The 24,094-nt window shown below is 66.5% G+C and carries 22 protein-coding genes; 13 read left to right on the top strand and 9 right to left on the bottom strand.

Annotation, left to right across the window (positions count from 1 at the left end; all coding sequences use genetic code 11):
* Positions 1 to 283 precede the first annotated feature (283 nt).
* From MU856_RS01990 to MU856_RS01950, 9 genes are all read left to right on the top strand, one after another.
* On the top strand, positions 284 to 628 hold the full coding sequence (locus MU856_RS01990; RefSeq protein ID WP_003052835.1) for a RidA family protein: 345 nt from the start codon (positions 284 to 286) through the stop codon (positions 626 to 628).
* 47 nt (positions 629 to 675) lie between these two features.
* A complete protein-coding gene (locus tag MU856_RS01985; RefSeq protein WP_058813230.1) occupies positions 676 to 1,575 on the top strand; it encodes a LysR family transcriptional regulator in 900 nt (299 codons plus the stop codon).
* Between the two features lie 122 nt (positions 1,576 to 1,697).
* A complete protein-coding gene (locus MU856_RS01980; protein WP_234180593.1) occupies positions 1,698 to 2,954 on the top strand; it encodes an FAD-dependent oxidoreductase in 1,257 nt (418 codons plus the stop codon).
* A 50-nt stretch (positions 2,955 to 3,004) separates the two neighbouring features.
* Positions 3,005 to 6,073, top strand: coding sequence for a TonB-dependent receptor domain-containing protein (locus MU856_RS01975; RefSeq protein ID WP_234180591.1), 3,069 nt, complete (start codon positions 3,005 to 3,007; stop codon positions 6,071 to 6,073).
* Between the two features lie 94 nt (positions 6,074 to 6,167).
* A complete protein-coding gene (gene ggt / locus MU856_RS01970) occupies positions 6,168 to 7,886 on the top strand; it encodes a gamma-glutamyltransferase (protein WP_234180589.1) in 1,719 nt (572 codons plus the stop codon).
* Positions 7,883 to 9,589: a gamma-glutamyltransferase family protein gene (locus MU856_RS01965; protein ID WP_234180587.1), complete on the top strand. Its 1,707-nt coding sequence runs from the start codon at positions 7,883 to 7,885 to the stop codon at positions 9,587 to 9,589. Before ggt ends, MU856_RS01965 begins: the two co-directional genes overlap by 4 nt.
* 2 nt (positions 9,590 to 9,591) lie before the next feature.
* Complete coding sequence (locus MU856_RS01960) at positions 9,592 to 10,455, top strand: dienelactone hydrolase family protein (protein WP_234180584.1); 864 nt, start codon at positions 9,592 to 9,594, stop codon at positions 10,453 to 10,455.
* Position 10,456: 1 nt separating this feature from the next.
* Positions 10,457 to 10,879: a VOC family protein gene (locus tag MU856_RS01955; protein ID WP_062901909.1), complete on the top strand. Its 423-nt coding sequence runs from the start codon at positions 10,457 to 10,459 to the stop codon at positions 10,877 to 10,879.
* Positions 10,880 to 10,888: 9 nt separating this feature from the next.
* A complete protein-coding gene (locus MU856_RS01950) occupies positions 10,889 to 12,889 on the top strand; it encodes a CapA family protein (protein WP_234180583.1) in 2,001 nt (666 codons plus the stop codon).
* Here the strand turns inward: MU856_RS01950 and MU856_RS01945 are convergent.
* Positions 12,886 to 13,314, bottom strand: a complete 429-nt coding sequence (locus tag MU856_RS01945) for a (deoxy)nucleoside triphosphate pyrophosphohydrolase (RefSeq protein ID WP_062901907.1) — start codon at positions 13,312 to 13,314, stop codon at positions 12,886 to 12,888. The genes MU856_RS01950 and MU856_RS01945 overlap by 4 nt on opposite strands.
* 66 nt (positions 13,315 to 13,380) lie before the next feature.
* Here MU856_RS01945 and MU856_RS01940 point away from each other — a divergent pair, with 66 nt between their 5' ends.
* Together MU856_RS01940 and MU856_RS01935 are read left to right on the top strand one after the other, a co-directional pair.
* Positions 13,381 to 13,560: a Flp family type IVb pilin gene (locus MU856_RS01940; protein WP_062901906.1), complete on the top strand. Its 180-nt coding sequence runs from the start codon at positions 13,381 to 13,383 to the stop codon at positions 13,558 to 13,560.
* A 136-nt stretch (positions 13,561 to 13,696) separates the two neighbouring features.
* A complete protein-coding gene (locus MU856_RS01935) occupies positions 13,697 to 13,870 on the top strand; it encodes a Flp family type IVb pilin (protein ID WP_062901905.1) in 174 nt (57 codons plus the stop codon).
* 85 nt (positions 13,871 to 13,955) lie between these two features.
* Here the strand turns inward: MU856_RS01935 and MU856_RS01930 are convergent, their stop codons facing one another.
* The 5 genes from MU856_RS01930 to MU856_RS01910 all read right to left on the bottom strand — a co-directional run bounded on the left by MU856_RS01930 (position 13,956) and on the right by MU856_RS01910 (position 19,416).
* Positions 13,956 to 15,452, bottom strand: coding sequence for a M48 family metalloprotease (locus MU856_RS01930; protein ID WP_412072807.1), 1,497 nt, complete (start codon positions 15,450 to 15,452; stop codon positions 13,956 to 13,958).
* A gap of 118 nt (positions 15,453 to 15,570) precedes the next feature.
* Positions 15,571 to 16,518, bottom strand: coding sequence for an acetyl-CoA carboxylase carboxyltransferase subunit alpha (locus tag MU856_RS01925; protein ID WP_003052803.1), 948 nt, complete (start codon positions 16,516 to 16,518; stop codon positions 15,571 to 15,573).
* A 9-nt stretch (positions 16,519 to 16,527) separates the two neighbouring features.
* Positions 16,528 to 17,439: a tyrosine recombinase gene (locus MU856_RS01920; RefSeq protein ID WP_217373237.1), complete on the bottom strand. Its 912-nt coding sequence runs from the start codon at positions 17,437 to 17,439 to the stop codon at positions 16,528 to 16,530.
* A complete protein-coding gene (locus MU856_RS01915; RefSeq protein ID WP_217373236.1) occupies positions 17,432 to 19,252 on the bottom strand; it encodes a hypothetical protein in 1,821 nt (606 codons plus the stop codon). Before MU856_RS01915 ends, MU856_RS01920 begins: the two co-directional genes overlap by 8 nt.
* A complete protein-coding gene (locus MU856_RS01910) occupies positions 19,249 to 19,416 on the bottom strand; it encodes a hypothetical protein (protein WP_186403454.1) in 168 nt (55 codons plus the stop codon). The genes MU856_RS01915 and MU856_RS01910 overlap by 4 nt, the downstream gene beginning before the upstream one ends.
* 93 nt (positions 19,417 to 19,509) lie before the next feature.
* Here MU856_RS01910 and MU856_RS01905 point away from each other — a divergent pair, with 93 nt between their 5' ends.
* Complete coding sequence (locus tag MU856_RS01905) at positions 19,510 to 20,076, top strand: shikimate kinase (protein ID WP_217373235.1); 567 nt, start codon at positions 19,510 to 19,512, stop codon at positions 20,074 to 20,076.
* Positions 20,073 to 21,176 (top strand): 3-dehydroquinate synthase, encoded by a 1,104-nt coding sequence (gene aroB / locus MU856_RS01900; RefSeq protein WP_217373234.1) that lies wholly within the window; start codon positions 20,073 to 20,075, stop codon positions 21,174 to 21,176. Before MU856_RS01905 ends, aroB begins: the two co-directional genes overlap by 4 nt.
* A gap of 26 nt (positions 21,177 to 21,202) precedes the next feature.
* Here aroB and MU856_RS01895 read toward each other — a convergent pair whose 3' ends face one another.
* The 3 genes from MU856_RS01895 to MU856_RS01885 are packed head-to-tail and all read right to left on the bottom strand — an operon-like array spanning position 21,203 to position 24,086.
* Complete coding sequence (locus tag MU856_RS01895; RefSeq protein WP_234180581.1) at positions 21,203 to 23,104, bottom strand: cation:proton antiporter; 1,902 nt, start codon at positions 23,102 to 23,104, stop codon at positions 21,203 to 21,205.
* Positions 23,101 to 23,529: an iron-sulfur cluster assembly scaffold protein gene (locus MU856_RS01890; protein ID WP_234180579.1), complete on the bottom strand. Its 429-nt coding sequence runs from the start codon at positions 23,527 to 23,529 to the stop codon at positions 23,101 to 23,103. Before MU856_RS01890 ends, MU856_RS01895 begins: the two co-directional genes overlap by 4 nt.
* Complete coding sequence (locus MU856_RS01885; RefSeq protein ID WP_234180577.1) at positions 23,526 to 24,086, bottom strand: CvpA family protein; 561 nt, start codon at positions 24,084 to 24,086, stop codon at positions 23,526 to 23,528. The genes MU856_RS01890 and MU856_RS01885 overlap by 4 nt, the downstream gene beginning before the upstream one ends.
* Positions 24,087 to 24,094 lie beyond the last annotated feature (8 nt).

The raw sequence follows: 24,094 nt of genomic DNA, 5'->3' as shown, positions 1-24,094 counted from the left end.
CTGTAATACGGCGGCGGGCCGCGTCAACGCCATCGCGGTGACAATGGCGGATTTTCCCGAAATTCGTGACCAAAAAGCAACAGTTTACGCTACGGCGACCGTTTGGGCGCTCGCGAGACCGGACAAGCCGCCAGCAAAATCTTCCGGTTGCGCCATCGGCGCCGCGCTCCCGCCGAAAGTTGCACGCCATAACCCATAGCTATGGATCACCCGCCGATCGGCGATATTTTGCTCAATGGTCTGCGCCTAGGAACCTGTCGCAACCAAACAGGAGAGGATCATCATGTCGGGACCGCCGCTTTCCCCTGCCCGCTGCGCTGGGTCGCTCGTTTTCACATCCGGACAGCTCGCGCGCGGCGACGACGGCAAGATCGTCGCCGGAGGAATCGAAGCGCAGGCCGAGCAGGCGCTCGCCAATCTGATCGCCGTGCTCGCCGCCGAAGGCTGCACCGCCGCCGATGTCGTCAAGGTGACGGCTTGGCTGACCGACGCGCGGTTCGGCGCCGCGTTCAACGCGGCCTATCGCCGCCATTTCGGCGCGCCCTTCCCCGCGCGCTCCACGGTGGTCTCGGCACTGCTCGCCGACGGTGCCCTCATCGAGGTCGAGGCGATCGCGCAGCGCGCATGAGCGTAAAGGGCACTGGACCCCAGCTTTTGCGGGAGTACAGTCGCGGCATGCGCTTTCGCCAGATCGAAGTCTTTCACGCCGTCTATACGCACGGGTCGATCAGCGCCGCCGCGCGCGCGCTTGGCGTGTCGCAGCCTTCGGTATCGAAGACGCTGCGTCACGCCGAGGACGGCCTGGGCTTTGCGCTGTTCCAGCTCGCCCGCGGCCGCCTCGTCCCGACCGACGAGGCGCATGCGCTCATGCACGAGGCGGGCGATATTTTCGACCGCATCACCTCGCTCCAGCATACCGCGCGCAATCTGTCGCAAGCGGGCGGCGGGCATATCCGGCTCGGCATCGTGCCCAGCCTGGCGCTCGACGTCGTACCGCAGGCGATGGCCCAGTTCCGCCGCGAATGGCCGCGCGTGACCTTCGAGGTGCATACGCATCATCATGACGATCTGGTGCAATCGCTGATCGAGCGCGAAACCGATATCGCGATCGCCTATACGCCGCCGCGCCATCCGCGCCTGACGCGCTCGCTGCTGGCGGAAGGCGAGCTGGTCGTCTTCTTCCCCGACGGCGCCTTCGCCGATGCCGGCCCGCGCCTTGCACTCGACCAGCTGGCCGATCGCGACGTCATTGGCGTGGCGGCAACGGGGCCGATCGGCGACGTCCTCACCCGCGCGGCGCGCGATCGCGGCATTACCTATCGCGAATCGGTGTCGGTCCAGACCTTCTTCATCGCGGCGCGTCTGGCCCAGCTCGAGGGCGGCGTCACGGTGATCGACGAATTCACCGCGCGCGCCTGGCAGTCGCCCGGCTATCGCTGGCTGCCGACCGACCCGCCGCTGGGGTTCACCGTGTCCTACGTCACGCTGGAGGACCGGCCGCCGTCGAAGATCGCGCGCCAGTTCCTGCGCACGCTCGAAGATACGCTCGAGGGGATTCGCGCCGACCGCCCATAGCTTTGGGCTATGGATGTCACAAATGTTGCATATTTGCGCTGCGTGACCCTTCGATATTCTGCCCCGCGAGCAGGCGGCGGCATTTTCCCTTTCGCCCTGCCACAGGGGGATCGGGTTGATCGATGCGGGCCACGTTCGGACAGGACGAACCGCCGCAGACAAGGCGGCCGCAGGAGCTGATCGTGATCGGCGCCGGCGTCGTCGGCATGGCGACCGCGCTGACCCTTTCCGACCGCGGGCACCGCGTCACGCTCGTCGACGCGGCCGAGGGCCCGGGCCTTGGCACCTCCTTCGCCAATGGCGCGCAGTTGAGCTATGCCTATACCGACGCGTTCGCGAGCCCGTCGACCGTCGCGCAATTGCCGCGGCTGCTGATGGGACTCGATCCGGCCTTTCGCCTCACGCCCTCGCTCGATCCCGATTTCCTCCGCTGGGGCATCGCCTTTCTGCGCAACGCCTCGGCGGGGCGGTTCCGCCGCAACACGCTGGCCGGCATGATGCTAGCGATCGAATCGCGCGCGGCGCTCGATCAGCTGACGCAGCGGCACGGCATCGAATTCGCGCGCAGCGCCCCCGGCAAGCTCATCCTCTATCGCAGCGCCAAAAGCTTTGCGGCGGCCGAGCGTGTCGCCGCGATGAAGGCCGAACATGGCGCGAATCAAATCCTGATCGACGCCGGCCAAGTCGTGGCGATCGAACCCGCGCTCGGCGCGATCCGGCCGGAAATCGCCGGCGCCGTGTTCGACGGCGGCGAGGAAGTGGGCGACCCCTATCGCTTCTGCAACGGCGCTCGGGCGGCCTTGGCGGCGCACGGACAAAGCGCGAGTTGGTTCCGCACCGACATTGCCGCGATCGAGCCCGACGCGCGGCGCCCCGCGATCGTCGCGCGGGACGGTCGGCGGTTCGCCGCCGACCGGATCCTATTATGTTCGGGCACGGGATCGCTCGCGCTGGCGCGGAGTTTCGGCGTCCGCCTGCCGATCGTGCCGATGAAGGGCTATTCGATCACCGCCGCGCCGGGCGACGCGGCGCCGACGGTCAGCATCACCGACGCTGCGAACCGGGTCGTTTTCGCCCGGCTGGGCAATCGCATGCGGATTGCCGGCCTCGCCGACCTGGCGCAGCGCGACGCCGCGGTCGATCCGCGGCGGCTCGCCACATTGATCGCCAGCGCCCGCGCCGCGCTGCCAGAAGCGGCGACCTATGACGCGATCGAATCGAGCTGGGCGGGGCTGCGGCCGATGACCCCCGATTCGCTGCCGATCACGCGGCCGATCGCGCCGGGGGTGATCGCAAACACGGGACATGGGGCCTTGGGCTGGACCTATGCCGCCGGGTCGGCCGCGCGCGTCGCCGCGCTTATCGATCGAGAGGATTAATACAAAAATACAATAGCTTATCTGCCAAATCTCAGGGAAGGGCCAATAGCATGAACAGGGGTCAAAAATTCATCAGCCTGATGGGCGGCATTTCGCTGCTCGCCAGTGCAACCGCCGCCATGGCGCAGGACCGCGCCGAACCTGAACCGCAAATCGCCGAGGATATCGAACAGGATTCGGGCGAAGCGATCGTCGTCACCGGATCACAAATCAAGGGCGCCGACGTCGCCGGGGCGCTGCCGCTGACGTTGCTCAACGAACAGGATATCGACGCCATTGCCGCGACGAGCGGTGACGATCTGTTCCGCGCCATTCCGCAGGCGGGCGATGTCGCCTTCAACGAAAGCCGCGACGCCGGCGGCATCAACGACGCGCGCGGCGACGTCGCGTCGATCAACCTGCGCGCGCTGGGCACGGGCAACACGCTCGTCCTCCTCAACGGGCGCCGCATGGTGCTGCACCCCGGCACCCAGTCCGAAAATCTGGTTCCGGTGCAAAGCGTCAACACCAACACCATCCCGGTGACGGGGGTCCGCCGCGTCGAGGTTCTGCTCGACGGCGCCGCCGCCATCTATGGATCGGATGCGGTCGCCGGCGTTATCAACACCGTGCTCAAGGACAATTTCAAGGGGCTGCGCGTTACCGGCGAATATAGCCTGACCGACGACAGCGATCAGCGCGAATATGAACTGTCGTTCGAAGCGGGCCACACGTTCAATGACGGCCGCACCAACATTTCACTGTTCGGATCGTTCAACCACCGCGATCCGCTTTATGCGCGCGAACGTTACAACTCGCGCTCGTCGGATCTGCGCCCGCTGCTCGTCGGGACGGCGTTCGAAGGCGACACCGATTTCCGCAATACATCGGTCGATACGATCTGGGGCGAATTCCAGCGTCTGACGAACAGCTACGCCCCCTCGACCACAACGGCGCGCATCGACGGCGTCGCGCTGACGACCAGCGGTATCTTCCATGTCCAGCCCGACACCAACGACGGCTGTATCGCGCCGACCCAATATGCCGGCACCTGCTGGGACAACAGCTCGCTCTCGACCGTCTCGAGCGACGAAAATCTGCGGTACGACACCAACTATCTGCGCACGATCCTGGGACGCAACAATCGCTTCAACCTGTTCGGCTTCCTGAATCATGAATTTGATTCGGGGCTGGAATTCTATGCCGAGGCAGGCTGGTATCATTCGGATTATCGCGCCTACCGCGATACCGAAACCAACCTGTCGAGCCAGCGGCTCATCATCCCCGCCAACGGCTATTGGAACCCCTTCGGTCCGGTCGGCAGCCCGAACCGGATTCCGGGTCTGACCGGCGTGTCCGATGCCGGGGTGTCGATCGAACTGATCGACTATCGCCCCGTCGATGCTGGCCCGACGATCGTCAACGTCAAGAACGACACCACCCGCTTCCTCGGCGGGCTGCGCGGCAAGCTGCTCGGCTTCGATTTCGATACCGCGGCGCTTTACTCGCGCGCCCGGACCAAGGACAGCATGCACACGATTTCGATGACGCTGTTCGAAGAAGCGCTGAGCCGTACCGATGCGACCGCCTATAACCCGTTCAACGGCGGCGATCCGCTCAATCCCGGCACGCTCGATTCCTCGCCCAATCCGCAGGAGGTGATCGACAGCTTCATGGTCGATATCGGCCGCATCAGCACGACCGAGCTTTACCTCGCCGATTTCAAGCTCAGCAAGAACGACCTGTTCGAACTGCCGGGCGGCCGGGTCGGGATGGCGACCGGCGTCGAATTCCGTCACGAAACCTTTGCGGACGATCGCGACGACCGGCTCGACGGCACGATCTTCTACGTCGCGCCCGACGACTCGTCGAACGGCAGCGACGCGATGGGCGCGAGCCCGACCCCCGACAGCAGCGGGTCGCGCGATGTGCTGTCGGCCTTCCTCGAACTTGCGGTGCCGCTGGTCTCGCCCGAGATGAATGTGCCGCTGGTCCATGCACTCGACCTGCAACTTGCGGGCCGCGCCGAATCCTATCAGGGCTTCGGATCGGTCGCGAAGCCGAAGATCGCCTTGTCCTGGTATCCGGTGCGCAACTTCCAGCTGCGCGGCAGCTGGTCCGAAAGCTTCCGCGCGCCGAACCTGCCGCAATTGTTCGAAAATGGTATCCAGCGGTCAAACACGCGCACCGACTGGATCCGCTGCGAGGCAGACCTGCGCGCGGCGCGCATCGCCAATTTCGACGAGTGCGGTCAGGCACAGGGCATCGTCAGCAACCGGTCGGGCAGCAAGGAGCTGAAACCCGAAACGGCTCAAAACCTGTCGGTCGGCGGAACTTTCCAGATGAATTTCGGCGCCGCGGGTCGTTTGACGCTGACCACCGACTATTGGGAAATCCGGCAAAAGCAGGTGATCGGCCTGTTCGGCGACTCCAATGCACTCATCCTCGACTATTTGCTCCGTCTGCAGGGTTCGTCGAACCCCAATGTTGAGCGGGCCGATCCGACCCCCGCCGATATCGACGACTTCGACGGCACGGGTATCGCGCCCGTCGGCGACGTGATCCAGGTGATCGACAATTATACCAACCTCAGCCCGCGCCGCGTCCGCGGTATCGACTTCGGCCTCTATTATCAGGTGCGCAACACGGGCATCGGCGACATCAGCCTGCGCGTCAACGCGGCGCGCCTGCTCGAATTCTATCAGGTGCCGGGCGACATGCAGCAGATGCTGCTCGATGCCCAGACGTCGGGCGACATCGATCCGACGATCATCATCTCGGGCGCCGAAAGCCTGGTGGAACAGAACGGCCGTCCGAAGTGGCGCGGATCGGCCAGCCTGACCTGGCGCTACAAGGGCTGGGGCGCGGGCTGGTACGGCAGCTATGTCGGCCCGGTGAACGACACCTCGGCGGCGCTGGCCGACGGGACGCTGTTCCGCGTCAAGGATTACATGTCGCACAGCGTTTATGTGCAATATGAGGCCGAGAAGGGCCCGCTCAAGGATACGCGCTTCCGCATCGGGGTGCGCAACCTGTTCAACGAGCTCGCGCCGCTCGCCGATCAGAGCTTCGGCTATATCGGCGATTTGTACAGCAACCGCGGCCGTCAGTTCTACGCTTCGATCAGCAAGCGTTTCTGACCGCCGCCGGGTCGCCGGGACAGGCGGCGTGGGGGCTCCCCCTCCCGCGCCGTCTTCCCGACCGGCCGTCAGAGAATAAGAAAAGGGTCCGCCGATGATCTTCCGCCGCCTGATCGCCGCTTCGCTCGCGCTGACGCTGACGCTTCCGGCGCCGCTCGTCGCGCAGAGCCGCCACCTCCTCGAATATCCGTCGATCCATTCGCCGACGGTGGGGACGCGCGGCATGGTCGTCAGCCAGAACGCCATCGCCAGCGAGGTCGGCGCGAAGATCCTGCGCGAAGGCGGCAATGCCGTCGATGCCGCGATCGCGGTCGGCTTCGCCCTGTCGGTTACGCTGCCGCGCGCGGGCAATATCGGCGGCGACGGCTATATGAGCGTCTACGACGCCGCCTCGGGCGAGGTGCGCGTGATCGATTTCCGCTCGGTCGCCCCACGCGCCGCGACCCCCGCCATGTTCGTCGACAATCGCGGCAAGGAGCGCGCGGTCGCGAGCTACGGCTATCTGGCGCCCGCGGTGCCGGGAACGGTCGCGGGTTTCGACTATGCCCATCGCAAATGGGGCAAGCTGTCGTGGGACAAGATTGTCGCTCCCGCCATCGCGCTGGCCGCCGACGGCGTGCGGCTGAGCGCCGACGAGGCTTTCGTTTTCAGCTGGGGCAAGGAGCGGCTGTCGAAGAGCGCGGCGGGCAAGGCCGCCTTCTACAAGCCCGACGGCAGTCTGTATCAAAAGGACGAGGTTATGAAGCGCCCCGACCTCGCCTGGACGCTGGGCGAGATCGCGCAGCATGGCGCCGACGGCTTTTACAAGGGCGAAGTCGCGCGCCGGATCGCCGCCGACATGAAGGCGCATGGCGGGCTTATCACGCTCGACGACCTCGCCGCCTATCGCCCGCAGGAGCGCGCCCCGCTGGTCGGCAGCTACCGCGGTTACACCATCTACACCGCGCCGCCGTCGAGCGCGGGCGGGGCAACGCTGCTCAATATCCTCAACCAGCTCGAACATTTCGACATCAAGGCGATGGGCGCCAATTCGGCGGCGTCGCTGCATGTGATGGCCGAGGCGATGAAGCTCGGCTATGTTGACCGCTACCGCGCGCTGGGCGATCCCGCCTTCGTCACCGCGCCGGTCGGCGGTTTCATTTCGAAAGCCTATGCCGCCGAGCGCGCGAAACTGATCGACCCTGCGCGCGCCAAGCCGATCGACGCCATGCCTTTCGGCGATCCGCTCCGCTACGAAAGCCCCTCGACGACGCATTTCTCGGTCGCCGACAAGGACGGCAATGTCGTCTCGACGACCTTCACGCTCGGTTCGGACTTCGGATCGGGGGTGATGATCGCGGGAACGGGCATCCTCCTCAACAACGAGATGAACAATTTCAGCCACGAACAGGCATGGGAGGCCCAGCGAACCGGGACACCGCCACCGCTCAACGCGATGGAGCCGGGCAAGCGGATGCTGTCGACGCAGATGCCGACGATCGTGATGAAGGACGGCAAGCCGTGGATCGTCACCGGAACCCCCGGCGGCAGCACGATCATCACCTCGGTCGTGCAGGTTCTCGTCAACGTCATCGATCATGGCATGAACATCGCCGAAGCGACGCACCAACCGCGCATCTATCAGGGTGCGAGCGACACGCTGCGCGTCGAACCCAATTTCAACCCGGACACCGTCGCCGCGCTGAAGGCGATGGGCCATCCGATCACCAGCGATGAAACGATGGGCAGCGAACAATCGATCATGATCGACAAGGGCCTATTCCTCGGCGCCGCCGATCCGCGGCGCCCCGGCGCGCTGGCGGTGGAACCATGATGCGCCGCCGCCTGATCCTGCTCACCGCCGGCCTGCTCGCGGCCTGCGCGCCGGTCGCGCCGCCGCAAACGGTCGCTCCACCGCCCGCTCCCTCTTCCGCCGACGAACAGGCGTTCGTCGCGGCCGCGCATCCACTCGCGGTCGAAGCGGGGCTCGACGTGCTGCGTCGCGGCGGCAACGCCGTCGACGCAGCCGTCGCAGTCCAGGCGATGCTCGGGCTTGTCGAACCGCAAAGCTCGGGGCTCGGCGGCGGGGCCTTCATGGTCTATTATGACGCCGCCACGCGCGGCGTCACCGTTTATGACGGACGCGAAACCGCGCCCGCCGGTGCGACCCCGGACATGTTCCTCGATGCGGACGGCAAATCGCTGCCCTTCCGGACCGCGGTGCTCAGCGGCCGCGCGACGGGGGTGCCGGGCGCGGTGGCGATGCTGGCAATGGCGCAGCACGACCGCGGAAAACTGGCTTGGCGCGACCTCTTCGGCAGTGCCGAGCGGACGGCACGCGAAGGCTTCACCGTCACCGCTCGCCTCGAACGCTTCGTTCATGGCCCCTATCCGCAGGCGAGCGCGCCCGATGTGGTGCGGTATTTCAGCGACGGACATGGCGGCAAGGTTCGCGCCGGCGACACGCTGCGCAATCCCGCCTATGCCGCCTTCGTCCAGCGCCTTGCCGCCGAGGGCGCCGACGCCCTCTATCGCGGCGCCACTGCCGCGCGCATTGTCGCGCGTCTGCACGAAGGCGCCTTGCCGGGCAGCATGACCGCAGCCGATCTTGCCGGCTATCGCCCCGTGGTCCGGCAGGCGCTGTGCAATGGCTATCGCGTCTATCTGCTCTGCGCGCCGCCGCCGCCGTCGAGCGGGGTGGGCTTGCTGCAGCTTATGGCGATGATCGAACATAGCGATATCGCGGCGCGCGGCCCCGACGATCCGGTCGCCTGGGTCGAATATGCCGAAGCGAGCCGGCTGATGTATGCCGACCGCGACGCCTATGTCGGCGATGTGCCGAACGTCCCGGTCAAGGGGCTGCTCGATCCCGCCTATGTCGCTGCCCGCGCCGCGCTCATCAAGGACCGGGCCGGGCCGCCGCCGTCTGCCGGAACCCCGCCCGGTGCGGTCGTCGCGGCGGCGGACGCCACCGATGAAGTTCCGGGCACCTCACACTTCGTGATCATCGACGGCGACGGCAATGCGGTGTCGATGACTACCACGGTCGAAAGCTATTTCGGGTCGGGGCGCATGGTCGACGGCTTTTTCCTGAACAACCAGATGACCGACTTTTCGTTCGTCCCCACCGGTCCCAACGCCATCGCGCCGGGCAAGCGGCCGCGGTCTTCGATGACCCCGCTCGTGATATTGCACCGTGACCGTAGCCTTGCCGGCGTGATCGGGTCGCCGGGCGGCAACGCGATCCTCGCCTATGTATCGAAGGCGCTGGTCGGCGTAATCGATTGGGGACTACCGCTGCAAAAGGCGGTCGCGCTCCCCAATCTGGTCGCGCGCGGCGCAACCTTCGCGGGTGAGGAAAGCCGCTTTCCGCCCGCAATGCGCGCCGAAATGGCGCGGCGCGGCGTCGAAGTCCGTGCCGGATCGGGTGAGGATTCGGGACTCCACGGCGTCATGATCCGGGATGGCCGCTTCGATGGCGCCGCCGACCCGCGCCGCGACGGCGTCGCGCGAACGATCACGCTCGAAAGGAAATGACGATGATGCGTTTCATCCCGCTCGCGGCGCTTGCCGCCAGCATGACCCTCGCCGTTCCCGCGGCTGCGCAGCGCGTGTCGGTCGAGGCGGTCGAATTCCCCAGCCGCGACGGCAAGACGATGATCAAGGGTTATGTCTTCAAGGCGGACAATGCCCCCGCGCAATCGCCCGCCGTCGTGATGATGCACGGACGCGCCGGCGCCTATTCGTCGCTTGCCAAGGGGAAATATGATGCGGCGACCCTCGCATCGCGGCATCGGGCATGGGGGCGCCTGCTCGCGCGTAGCGGCTATGTGGCGCTGATGGTCGATGACTTCGGCCCGCTCGGTTATCCGACGGGCTTCCGGGCCGGTACCTACAAGGATCGCCCCGCCGAAGTGAACGAGGTAACCTACCGCCCCCTCCACGCCTATGGCGCCCTGCGCTATCTTCAGCAGCGCGCCGATGTGGCGGGTACGCGCGTCGCGCTCCTCGGCTGGTCGAACGGCGCGAGCGCGACGCTCGCCGCCATGGCCGACGACAAGCCGGGCGACATGCGCAGGATCGGCTTTCGCGTCGGCATCGCGCTTTACCCCGGCTGCGGGCTCAAGCGCCGTTTCGACAAGCAGGGCTATCGCCCCTACGCGCCGGTGCGCGTCTTCATCGGCACCGCCGACGAGGAGGTGTCGCCCGCTTCCTGCGAAAAGCTGGTCGCGCGCAGCCGCGACAAGGGCGGCGACATCACGCTGACCAGTTTCAAGGGCGCGATGCACGGCTATGACACCCCCACCGAATCGCGTCAGTCGGTTGCCGCCAATGCCGCAGCCAAGTCGGCGACGGAAAGTGACGTCCTCGCCTTTCTGGCGAAAAATTTGAAGGATGAGTGATATGGCTCAGCTTACGCCCTTTCATTTTGCCTTTCCCGTCGATGATCTCGACGCGGCGCGGCATTTCTATGGCACCGTCCTCGGTTGCCCCGAGGGGCGCAGCGACAGCGACTGGATCGACTTCAACCTCTATGGACACCAGATCGTCGCGCACCGGGTCGCGCAGCGCGATGCGGTGGCGGGCCATAATCCGGTCGACGGCCATGATGTGCCGGTCCCGCATTTCGGCGTCGTCCTGCCGCCCGACGAATGGCGCGCGCTCGCGGCGCGGCTCCAGGATCAGGGCGTCCGCTTCGTCATCGAACCGCACACGCGCTTTCCCGGCCAGCCGGGCGAACAGTCGACGATGTTCTTCCATGATCCGGCGGGCAATGCCCTCGAGTTCAAGGCCTTTGCCGATCTCGACCAACTCTTCGCCAAATAAGGATTAGTGATGGCGCGACCGATGCGTTTCTGGGGACATTTGGGCGCCGCCGCCACGCTCGCCGCGGGCGTGCCGCTCACCGCACCTCTCGCCGCAGCCGCCGAAGCGCCCGCGTCGATCCGCGGCATCGACGGAACGGTCGCGGTCGTCGGAGGCACGGTCGATGTCCAGGCGATAGAAGCGCGCATCAATGGCCAGCCGGTGCCGATTGCGCGCGATGGCAGCCTTACGGCATCGCTGCCCGACGCCGCCGATTACCGGATCAGCCTGCGCGGTCCGGCGATCTTCGACGCCGATTTCGCCTTCGCCGCCGCCGAACTGGGCACGAAGGACGGCAAGCGCGTGCTGCCGCAGCTCGAAGTCGTGGCGCGCGCGCCGGGCCGCGTCGAATTCTTCTTCGGCGGCGATGTCATGATGGCGCGCCGCTATGAAAAGCCGATCTGGGGCGAACGAACATTGATCCATCCGGCGACCCGCGCCGCCGACATGGCGCGGCTGCTCGCACCGATGCGTCGTTATTTCGCGGGTGCCGACCTCGCCTCGGTCAATCTTGAAACGGTGCTCGCGGCCGAGGATCTGGGCGACGCACCCGATAAGACGGTGGTCTTCTATACCCACCGTGACGCAGCGCAGGTGCTCGCCGATGCCGGGATCGATTATGTCACGCTCGGCAACAATCATGTCTATGACTATGTCGAACCGGGCCTTGCCTCGACACTGGCGGCGCTCGACAAGGCGAAACTCCCCTGGTCGGGTGCCGGCCGGAACGAAGCGGAAGCACTGAAGGCTGCCCGCATCGAGGTTGGCGGACAACCCTATGCGATGCTCGGTTTCGTCGGCTGGAAGGGACGCGTCGAACCCAATCAGGTCGCCGAAAGCGCCAAGGGCGGGGCCGCCTTCGGCAGCGACGAGAATATCGAGACCGCCGTCACCCGCGAAGTCGCAGCCGGGCGCATGCCCATCGTCCAGTACCACGGCAGCAGCGAATATAGCGACCGCCCCACCGATATCAGCGAGCGGCGGATGAAGCTGGCGATCGACAAGGGCGCGGTGCTGGTCGTGTCGCATCACCCGCATGTGTCGCACGGGCTCGAACTCTATAAGGGGCGGCTGATCGCCTATTCGCTCGGCAATTTCGTCTTCGACCAATATTTCCCCGAAACGCAGGCGACCTATGCGCTGAAAGTCTGGATGGACGGCGGCACCTTGTTTCGCGCCGAAATTCTGCCGATCCAGCTCCTCGACTATCGTCCCGTTCCGGCGACGGGCGCGATCCGCCAGGCGGCGCTTCACCGCATTATCGACCTGTCGGCGGAGCGCGGTACGCGGATCGCCCTGTCCGGCGGACATGGCGTAATCAACCCGCAGCGGCAGCCCGCGCCGCCGCGCGAATGCGCCGCGACGTCGATTTCCGGGGTCATCGCCTACCGCTATGCGCTCGACCCGGCCGCCCCATGCGCCGCCGCCACCGGCGCGATGACCGGCCGCGACCTGATCCTGCGCGGCGATTTCGAGGCAGCGCGGTACGACGACGCCACCGACCGGAGCTGGACAAGCGAGAATGGCAGCATCGATTTCGTCGCCGGCGGCTTTGGCGGCGGGCATGCGCTCGCGCTGCGTCCCGACGCGGCGGCGTCATCGGCCACGGTTGCGCCGACGACATTCTTCCGCAACGGGAATGCGCGCCGCTACACGCTGGTCGGCCGCGCGCGCAGCGCTAGCGCCGCGACGCTCGCGGCGTTCGTCCAGTTGCAACCGAAGGGCAGCGGCATGACCAAGGCGATCGAAAGCGCACCGCGGCAGCCGATCGGCACGGCCGCGCTGACCGGCGGCGCTTGGACCGATTTCCGCTTCGACGTCGACCTTGCGCCGGGCGACGAGGAACTGCCCCTGCGTCCGCTGCTGCAAATCGACGGAAAGCCGGTGCGGATCGACGATATCGCCTTCGTCGCATGGGACGAACCGGCGAACGGCGAACCACCGGCGCCCGGCCGCTCCTACAGCCGCTAGATCAGCGCTTCGAGGAGGCCGATAAGCGGCTTGTCGGCGGGCGGCATATCGAGCGCGTAAAGCTCGACCGGCCGCACCCAGCGCAGCGCGGTCGCATGCTGCGCCACCGGGGTACCGCGCCATTTGCGGCAGACATAGAGCAGAAGCAGGAGATGCCGATCGCCGAGCATGTCGCTCGCAAAGCAAGCGGGCGCGAGGCAGCTATGATCGACGTCGATCGCCAGTTCCTCCGCAAGTTCGCGTACAAGCGCCTGCTCGGGGGTTTCGCCGACCTCGCGCTTGCCGCCTGGAAACTCCCACAGCCCCGCCATCGACGTGCCTTCGGGGCGCTGCTGAACCAGCAAGCGTCCGTCGCGATCCACCAGCGCCGCGGCGACCACCACAAGGCTGTCGGACGCGGTATTTCCGCCCTGCGATGCGGCCAAATTGTTAACCTTCCTGTGACACTTTCCCGATCCTCGGGAACTATAACTTCAGTCAGGGGCGGAACAATGAACAAGTTTCATGGGCTGCTGCGGTCGACCAGGGCCGCCACAGCCGTAGAATATGGCCTTATCCTTGCGCTGATCTTTCTGGCCGCGATCGTCACCATCACCGCCGTCGGCAAATCGACCAACGCGATGTGGACCAACGTGTCGGAAAAATCCGTCGCAGCGATGGATGGAGCCTGATGTGCTGAAACGGGACTCCCGAAACAGCATTTCGGCGCGTCGGCATTAAGAAATTCAAAACCAATTGATCCTAATCTTGCTCCGTTGACCACGACCAGACCGTCAACAGGGTAAGTGACTTGTCAGGAGACCAGACATGAAATTCTTCAAGAAGCTCGTTCGCAACAATCAGGCTGCGACCGCCATCGAATACGGCCTGATCGCCGCTCTCATCGCCGTCGCGGGCATCACCGTGATGGGCAACGTCGGCACGAGCGTCAAGGGCACGTTCGAAAAGGTCGACAGCGGTCTGAAGAACGCCGGCACCTAATCGAGCCGACATCCACCGCTTCGGCGATGGAGATCAAACAGGAAAGGGCGGTGGCCAAGCCACCGCCCTTTTTTGCGTCGGATCGTCAGCGATTGGCGTAGACGACCAGCTTTACCTTTTGCCCCGGAGCGAGCCGGCTCGTGGCCGGCAGGCGGTTGAGCACCTGGAACCGCTCCGATTGATAATTGCTGTAGGCCATGCGCTTCGCCAGCGCCGCGACGCTGTCGCCGCTTTTCACCGTCACCACATCGACGCGTCGCGGCCGGATCGCAGCAGCCTCGCTTGCGCTCAACCGCCGGACGCTTCCGAACATCGGGTTGAAGACGCCCGACCCGCCGGCCTTGGCCAAGGTCACGAAGTGAAAGGCGCTGTTGGGTGCAAATTCATAGGCAAAGACGGTCACATCGACCTGTCCCGACTGGCTATTGGCGCGCGCCGACGAAAAATAGGCGGGGATGCCGTTCACCGTCGTGCGCTGAACATTGCCGGGCGTGATCTTGGCGTCGCCCGCAACCGCCTTGAACACATTGGCAATATAGGCGGTCATGTCACCGCTATACGCCGCGGTCGAAAATTGCGCCTGCCCACCGTTGCCGCTGATCGACACCGCGCTGGTGCCGTTCTGCATTGCAAAGCCGTTCGGGACCGTGAAGCGCAGACGCAGGTCGGGATGCAGAAAGTCCCTGCCCTCGACCACGCCCTGCGCCGGGTCATCGCCATAGAGCACGCCATCAACCGACGCGAGGAAAGCGTCGGCGTTGCGCACGCCGCCGGTGCCGACCCGCGAGGCGAGCGTTTGCGCATTGCGCACGCGCGACGCCGGATCGGGATGGGTGCTCGCCCATTCGGGCAACGACCGCGCGTCGCCCCCCGACAGTCGCGCCTCGAGGTTGGTCTGGTTCGCAAGGCTCGCCAACATCGTCGACAGCGCCATCGGATCATAGCCCGCGCGCCTCAGATATTGGACGCCGAGTTGATCGGCCTCGAGTTCCTGTGAGCGCGAAAAGCCCAGCGTCGCAAGCTGCGCCACCTGCATCGCATTATTCTGCAACAGGCCGCCGAGCCCGCCGAGCAGCCCGCCATTGTCGCCGATCGCGCCGCCGAGCACCGACGCGAGGACGCCGAGGATGGTGTTGCGCGTCGCCGCCGACTGGCGCTTCTTGCTATGCTGCGCAGCGACATGGCCGACTTCGTGGCCGAGCACGCCGGCGAGTTCGGCCTCGTCGTTCATCAGCGCCATCAACTGGCGCGTGACGTAAACATAGCCACCGGGGATCGCGAAGGCGTTGTTCACCGGCGAATTGAGCAGCGTCACGGTGAAGTCGCTCGGGCTGCGCGACAGGCCCGACTGCACGGCGATATTCTGACCGATGCGGTTCACATAGGCGGCCTGCGGCCCGGCATAGGCACCGCCGAATTCGGCGAGCAGCTGCGGATGCGCCTCATCGCCCTGCTTGCGCTCGGCGGGCGAAATGCTGGTCGCAGTGCGGATTGCCTTGAGCTGTGCTTCGGCCACCCCGCCACCGACCAGCGCCGTTGCCGCCAGCAGCATCGCCAGCCGCGCCGTGATCCGTTTCGTCATCGATTTGCCTCCCTTTGGTCCGTTCTCGCCGGCTTATCCCGTCGCGGGATCAAGGCAAGCGGTCATGGGACGCCCGCCGGTCGGGAGTCGAACGCGAAGCAGGCGCGGGCGGTTCCGTTCAGGCGCGCCCCATCGCAAGGAACTTATCTTCGCGGTCGGTGCGCAGCCGCTCACGCGACTGGCCCTGCAAGCCGTCGAGTTCCTGCGCGAGCGCATCGCCGAGCGACTGGATCGCCACTTCGGGCGCCCGGTGCGCGCCGCCAACGGGCTCTGTCACGATACGATCGATGACCTTCAGCCCCAGCAGATCCTGCGCCGACATCTTCATCGCGGTTGCCGCATCGGGCGCCTTGTCGGCGGTGCGCCACAGGATCGACGCGCAGCCTTCGGGCGAGATCACCGAATAGACGGCATGTTCGAACATCAACACGCGGTTAGCGGCGGCAAGCGCGATGGCGCCGCCCGAACCGCCTTCGCCGACGATCGCCGCGACCATCGGCACGCCGAGCGCAAGGCATTGTTCGGTCGACCGCGCGATCGCTTCCGCCTGGCCGCGCTCTTCGGCCTGGATGCCGGGAAAGGCCCCCGACGTGTCGACCAGCGTCACCACCGGCAAACCGAAACGATCGGCAAGCTGCATCAGGCGGATCGCCTTGCGATAGCCCTCGGGCTTCGCCATGCCGAAATTATGCTTCATGCGCGACGGAATATCGTCGCCCTTCTCATGCCCGATCACCATCACGCGCCGACCGCGAAAGCGAGCGAGGCCGCCCAGAATCGCCTGATCGTCGCCGAAGTTGCGATCGCCCGCGAGCGGCATCCAGTCGTCGAACAGACCCGCGACATAATGTTTGAAATGCGGCCGGTCGGGGTGACGCGCGACCTGCGTCTTTTGCCAGGGCGTCAGCTTGGCATAGATATCGCGCAGCATCTTCGAGGACTTGTCCTCCAGCCGGGCAATATCGCCGTCGATATTGAGCGACGGATCGTCCCCCATTTCACGCAATTCGGCAATCTGGCGATCGAGCGCGGCGACCTGTTTTTCGAAATCGAGAAAGGCTGTCATAGGGGAGCGCTAGGCCGAAGGCGCCGCAACGTCAACGGCCCGCATCTGCGCCAGCGGATGGCGCCGGTTGACCAGCTCGACCAGCCGCCGGCTATCGACATGGGTGTAAATTTCGGTCGTCGCGATGTCGGCATGGCCCAGCATCATCTGCAACGCGCGCAGGTCGGCCCCGCCCTCCAGCAGATGGGTGGCGAAGGCGTGGCGCAGGACGTGCGGACTGACCCCCGCGGGATCGACCCCGGCGCGCGCCGCCAGTTCGCGCAGCATCTGGAACAGCCGTATGCGCGACACATGCGCCTTGCCCGACGGGAACAGCCAAGGTGTTCCATCGGCGAGCAGCGGCAGCCAGCGATCGAGCGCTTCGCGCGCCCGGTCGGACAGCGGCACCAGCCGTTCCTTGTCGCCCTTGCCGCGCACGATCAGAAATTGCCGCTCGCCCGCAACCGCACGGCGCGGCAGCGACACCAGCTCGCTCGCGCGCAGTCCGGAGCCGTAGAGCAGTTCGAGCAGCAGCAGCATGCGCATGGCGTTCGCGGGCGCTGCCTCCCCCGCTGCCTCCTCGCTAGCCTGCGCGAACAGCCGGTCGACATCATCGTGCGACAAAATGCGCGGCAGCGGACGGCGCGTGGCGGGACGCGCGATGTCGAGCGCCGGATTGTCGGTGCGCTCGCCCTCATCCTCCAGAAACGCGAAGAACTGCCGCAGCGCCGACAATTTGCGTGCAGCGCTGCTCGCCGCCAGCGTCCGATATGCGGCCATCAATGCGCGCAGCACGGCGGCGTCGGCATCGCCGAGCGAACCGCGCACCAGTTCTGCCGCCTGTTCAAGGTCGCGGCGATAAGCGAGGATGGTGTTTCGCGATGCCCCCCGTTCGGCGGACATCATCTCCAGAAAGCGGTCGATCAGGCGCGCGTCAGACACGCACCAGCGCTTCGGCCGCGATCATCCGGGCTTCGGCGTCGAGCCCGACGTCGTGGAGCGCCCGGACGATATGATAGAGGTGATAGGGCGGTATCTTGTCCCATTCGCCCTGCATCCCGGCCGCGGCAAGCAGCGCAACCATGCCGGGTTCGCGCCGCTGGGCGGCTTCGGAAATCGCACGCGTCCATCGCGTCTGCTTGCCCAGATCGACCCCCAGATCGCTGGCCGCCGATGACGCCTGCCCGGCGTCGATGCGGCCGAGGCCCGCGAGACCCGCGAGCAGGAATTTCGACCGCAAGGTTTCGGCACTGTCGTCGTCGCTGGCGAAGCTGCCGATCGACCCGGCGCCGACACCGGTCAGCGGGCGCGGCGACCCGACCGCCATGATGCCCCACCCGTGGCCGCCGACCGACAGTTTCGACACCCATTGCACCGCGCGATTGTCATATCCCGCGGTCAGCATCGATCCCAGCAACTGCCACGGATCGGCGCCGACATCGGCGCCGGTGGGCAGCGCGGCGGCGGCTCGCGCGGTGGCGACAAGCGCGGCATAGCGCGCCGTCGCGCCGGTGCCCGCGGACCAATATTCCGCCATCGCGGTATAGCGATCGGCGGCATTGGCGCCGCTGAACGCGCTGCGCAGCAGATCGGTTTGCGCCGCGAGCGCTTCGGGGGGCTCCTCCTCGCTCGACGTGGCGCTCAGCAGCGAAACATAGGCTTCGCTCGATAGCACGCCGCGCGATGCGGCATAGGGAGCGGCAGCGATGCGGTCGCCCATCGGCGTCATCGGCGCGAGTACCGTCCAGCTTCGGATCGAACCGGCCTCTGTGGCGCGCAGCGGTGCCGGAATGTCGATTCCCGTCGCGGTCGCCAGGCCAAAGCGCCAGCTCGTCAGGCGCCCGACCTTGTCCCATTCGATCGTTGTCGAACGGCGGCCGGCGCCCGTTGCGCCGAGTACGCGTTCGGCGAGCAGAATGTCGAAATTGCTGATCTTGCCGCTCGACCGTACCCGGCCGATCGCCCAGCCCGCGGGTCCGGCCTCGCCCGACATCCCGGCGCACATCGCCGCGGCGAGCCGCCAGCTTTGTTCGTCGCCATGGGCAAGCCCCGCGGGGACGTAAGGACAAAGCCCCGACGGATCGGCATTCGCCAGATAGGTCTGCTGGGCGGTCGCGACGAGCCGCGGGGTCGCGCGGTCATAATCGACCGACTGCACGATCATCCGCGCGGTGGTCGATTCGCCGAGCCGCAAGAGCAGCCCCGCGCGGTCGGCGGCAAGGTCGGCGCCGTTGATGGTATCAGGCGTGTCGATCGCCGACGCGAGCGCGCGGCGCAGCAATATCTGGCCCCAGCGCGATGCGACCTGACCGCGCATGCTGCGCATGATCGCCGCCGCATATTGGCCGCGCACCCCGAAGGCATCGGGCGCCATCCCGCCGGTTTGGGGCGTCAGCGGGCCGACCCGCGTCAACAGCCGGCGCGCGCCGGGCGGCAGGTCGTATTTGAGCTGGCCCGACGTGCCTTCCTCGCCATCGCTGGCCTCATCGCCCGCGTCGGTGTCGCCGCCGTCAAGCGTCGCGACGGCCGGCGGCGCAAGGGGCGTCGCACCAGCGGGTCCGCCCTTCGGCGCTGCGGTCGAAGAGGGCGCCGGGGTCGGCGATGGCGTCGGCGCCGGGCGCGGTGCCGGCGTGTCGGCGGGCTTGCCAAAGCCTTCGGGCAATAGCGATTCCTGCGCGACCGCCGGAAGCACGAGCGCAGCCGCGAGTGCGGTTCCCGACAATCCCAGGGTCAGCGCGAGCATTTTCTTTGTCATTGTGCCGCGCTTTCGGCAATCTTGTCGGTCACGTCCACCTCAATCATCTTCGCCTCGATCGGTCGTCCCAGCCAATAGAGGAACAGTCCGAACGCCAGCAGCAGCGCCAGGGCGAAAATCCCGGCGACCCAGCGCCCTTTTCCCGATCCTTGCGTTACGCGCAATATCCTGTGCCACCCGTGCCGGCTCGACCCAAATTTGCGCGGCGCAGCAAAATCATTGTTCCGCGCGGTTCCTGAGGTATAGCCGCGCGCACCATGTCGCGAAACCCGAAAAGCCCGGCCCCGGACATCGCGCCCGCAATTCGCGCGCGGCCGATCGTGCTCGTCGGATTGATGGGATCGGGCAAATCGACGATCGGCCGCCGCCTGGCGCAGCGCCTCGGCATGCGCTTCGCCGACGCCGACGACGAGATCGAACGCGCCGCCGGCATGACGATATCCGACATTTTCGCGCGCTTCGGCGAAGCGCATTTCCGCGACGGCGAACGCCGCGTGATCGCGCGCCTGCTCGCCAGTCGGCCGCTGGTGCTCGCGACGGGCGGCGGCGCCTTCATGAACGACGAGACGCGCGCGCTGATCCTGGGCAAAAGCCTGTGCATCTGGCTCGATGCCGACGTCGCGACCCTGGTCGAGCGCGTCGGGCGCCGCAGCCATCGCCCGCTGCTCAAGAACCGCGACCCCGGTGAGGTGCTGCGCGAACTCGCCGCGGTCCGCAATCCCGTCTATGCCGAGGCGCATATCCGCGTCAGCTCGGCAAGCAATCCGCACGAACATACGGTGCGCGCGATCCTGGAGGCGCTGTCGCAATGGAAGCCGCAATGACCAGACTGACCGTCGAACTCGGCGCGCGCAGCTATCCGATCCTGATCGGCAAGGGACTGCTCGACGAATTGGGCGCGCAGGTCGCCCCGCTACTGAAGCGTCCGCGCACGATGATCGTTACCGATACCCATGTCGCCGATGCCTATCTGGCCAAGGTCGGTGCCGCGCTGGGTGCAGAGGGCATTTCCTTTTCCTCGCTCGTCCTGCCCGCAGGCGAAGCAACGAAAAGCTGGGAGGGTCTGGCGCGGCTGACCGAATGGCTGATCGGCGAAGGCGTCGAACGCAGCGACCATGTGATCGCACTCGGCGGCGGCGTGATCGGCGATCTCGTCGGCTTTGCGTGCAGCATCGTCAAGCGCGGCTGCGCCTTCATCCAGGTGCCGACGACGCTACTCGCGCAGGTCGACAGCAGCGTCGGCGGCAAGACCGCGATCAACGTCGCCGCGGGCAAGAATCTGATCGGCGCCTTTCACCAGCCGGCGCTGGTGGTGATCGACCCCGCGACGCTGACCACCCTCCCCCGCCGCGAACTCGGTGCGGGCTATGCCGAAGTCGTCAAATATGGCCTGATCGACGATGCGGACTTCTTTGCGTGGTGCGAGGCGAACGGCGCCGCGCTGCTGGCCGGCGATACCGCCGCGCGCGCCTATGCCATCGCGCACAGCGTCGCGGCGAAGGCCCGGATCGTCGCCGCTGACGAACGCGAGATGCAAGATATCCGCGCGCTGCTGAATCTGGGCCACAGCTTCGGCCACGCGCTTGAGGCCGAAACGGGCTATTCAGAGCGGCTACTTCACGGCGAAGCGGTTGCGGCGGGCATGGTACTCGCGCATCGGTTTTCGGCGGCGAAGGGCCTGTGCTCCGCCGCCGATGCCGAACGGGTGCGCGCGCATCTGGCGAGCGTCGACCTGCCGCACAGTCTCGCCAGCGCGGGCATCAATACCGGCGGCGCGGTGCTTGCCGCGCATATGGCGCACGACAAGAAGGTACGCGGCGGCAAGCTGCCGCTGATCCTGACGCGCGGCATCGGGCAGAGTTTCGTCACCGACGAATATGGGCTCGACAGCGTAGCGGAATTTCTCGACGCGCAGGCGGCTTAGGCGCCATACGCCGGCCCGCGGACGCGTCACGCCGACTCGGGGTCGGCCGCCTGCATCGCTTCCTCGTCGCGCGCGGCGGCCTTTGCCTCCTGACGCCGCTGACGCAATTTTTCCAGCACGCTTGCCGACTCGCGGCCACCGCCGGGCTTGAAACGGTGATCCTTGCCCGCCGCGAGGTCGCCTTCGTCCATCTGCGCGGCGAGGCGCGTCGCGTCGAGCTGGCGCAGCGCCGCCTCGACATCTTCCATCTGGCGCGGGTCGACGTCGAGCTTTTCGAGCGCCATCAGCCCCAGCGCGATCGAGCTTTCGAACACCTCGCGCACCGCGCCTGCGGTTCCCGCACCCTCGATCGCCATCAACTGGCGCCGGTCGAAAACGCGCGTCAGTATCTTGGCCTGCGGGAAGGCTTCCACGATCGGACGCAATACTTCGGCATCAACCGTGGCGTCGTCGATGCAATAGATGATGACCCGCGCCTCCTCCGCGCCCGCGCGGCGGAGCAAGTCGAGCCGCAGCCCGTCACCGAAATAGACCTTGGTGTCGAACCGGCCGGACAATTCGATCTGGCTCGGCTTCTTGTCGATCAGCGTGACTGAACAATCGACCGCGTGGAGCATCTGCGCCACGATCTGGCCGAAGCGGCCATAGCCGATGACGAGCGCCGAGCCGCGCGGCGCATCGTCGGGTCCTTCGAGTTCGTCGCCATCGCGATCGGGCGAGAATTCGAGGTTGCGGGCGAACAGCATCAGGAAAGGCGTCGATACCATCGACAGTGTTACCACCGCGCTGAACAGGCTCGCCGCCTCGGGCGCGATAAGCAGCGCGTCGGCGGCCTGGGTAAAGAGCAGGAAGCCGAATTCACCGCCCTGGCTGAGCAAAAGCGCGAGGCCGAGCGCGGTTTTCCACGATTTGCCGAACGCGCGCACGAGCAGCGTCAGCACCACCACCTTGACCGCGACCAGACCCGCCGCGAGCAGCAGGACGCGCAGCGGATCGGCGAGGATCACGTTGACGTCGAGCACCATGCCGACGGCCAGGAAGAACAGGCCGAGCAGGATCAGGCGGAAGGGTTCGACATCGGCCTCTATCTCGTGGCGATACGGCGAATCGGCGAGCATCACGCCCGCGACGAAAGCCCCCAGCGCGGTCGAAACATGCAGGCTGTGCATCAGCGCCGAACTCGCCAGCACGACGAGCAGGCCGACGACGACGAACAGCTCGCGCTCGCCATAGCGCGCGACGAGGCGCAGCAGCGGATTGACGACGAACCGGCCGGCGAGGACCAGCCCCGCGATGGCGAGCAGCGTATAGAGCGTCAACAGCGTGCCCGGCGGCGCCGAAGGGTCGGCGGGCGCCCGCGACAGCGCGGCGATGATCGTGATCATCGGCACGATCGCCAGATCCTGAAACAGGAGGATCGAAAAGGCCTTCTCGCCGAAGGGCGAGTTGATCCGGCCTGAGCTTTTGAGGCTCGGCAGCACCTGCGCCGTCGACGACAGCGCGAGCGGCAGGCCAAGCGCGAGCGCCGCTGCAGGGCTGAAGCCCAGCGTCACGAAGATCAGCCCGGTCAGGAGCAGCCCGGTGACGACAACCTGCGCCAGCCCGAGCCCGAAAATGGCGCGGCGCAGCTGCCAAAGCCGACGCGGATGCAGTTCGAGGCCGACGAGAAACAAGAGGAAGGCGATGCCGATCTCGGCGATTTGCAGCTTCGATTCGCCACCGCCAACGAGGCCCAGACCGTGCGGCCCGACGAGCGCGCCGGCGATCAGATAGCCGAGCACCGCGCCGAGCCCCAAACGGCGGAAGATCAACACGAACAACGTAGCAACGCCCAGCAGCACCGCGCCTTCGAACAACAGCGTATCGGTCGGGGTGCGCGCCGCCACCTCGGTGACGGCGGGCGCCGTTGCCGCGACGAGAAAAGTCATGCCATCACCTCATCGTCCTCAAGCGCGGCGATGGCGGCATCGAAAGGCAGCAGTATAGCGCCCTGCCGCGCCGGATAGTCGCGCGCCGGCGCGAGCAGATCGAAGCCGGGCCAGTCGGGCATCGCGCCCTCGCCCGCGAACCAGGCGGCGATAGCGTCGCGCGCGGCGCGAATATCCCCGAGCGCGCGGCCGGGCGCGTGGCGTGCGACCAGCGCCGCCGACGCCTGCCCCAGCGCGCAGGCTTCGACGTGCAGGCCGACCTTCGTCACCCGTCCGCTCTCGTCAGCGTCGAGGTCGAGAATGATCGCGCTGCCGCATAGCGGCGCGCGCGCCGAGATATGATGGCGCGCCTCGGGCAGCGGCGGGTAATCGGCATTGGCGACTGCCAGCGCCAATATGTCGCGGTTATACAGCGGCGCGCTCATTTCGCAGCCGCGTCGGGCGCATCCTGCTTCGCGGTCGTGCTTTCGGCGGCGCGCGCTTCGGCCCGCCGCTCGGCGATCACCTTGCTCAGCGCGGCGCTCGTCGCGTTGAGTGCGGGATAGGTGCGGCTCTGTTCCATCCATTCGGGACGCTGCGCATTGCCATAGCCGATGTCATAGAGAAGCGTGACGAGCATGAAGCCGATCGCGGCGATCAACAGGCCCTTCACCGCCCCGAAACCCGCGCCGAGCCCACGGTCGATACCGCCGACGATCGAGGCGCGGCTGCGCTGCCCCATCGCCCGCGAACCCCATTTGGCGAGGCCGAAGACGATACCGAAGAGAAGAACGAAGGCGAGCATCGCCGCACCACCCGCCGTCCCAACCCAACGCGACACGAACTCGGTCACTGCCGGATGAAAGAAGCGCACCGCCGCGATCGCCAGCACCCAGGCGAGCAGCGTCGTCACCTCCTGCACCAGCCCGCGCGAAAAACCGAGCACTGCGCCGCCACCGACCAGCGTCAGCACGATGATATCCAGAGCCGTCAGACTTCCCATCTGCCGGT

It is taken from the genome of Sphingopyxis sp. GC21, from assembly GCF_025727575.1.
GTDB classification, from domain to species: Bacteria; Pseudomonadota; Alphaproteobacteria; order Sphingomonadales; family Sphingomonadaceae; genus Sphingopyxis; species Sphingopyxis terrae_A.
This window is presented reverse-complemented; position numbering and strand designations above follow the sequence as displayed.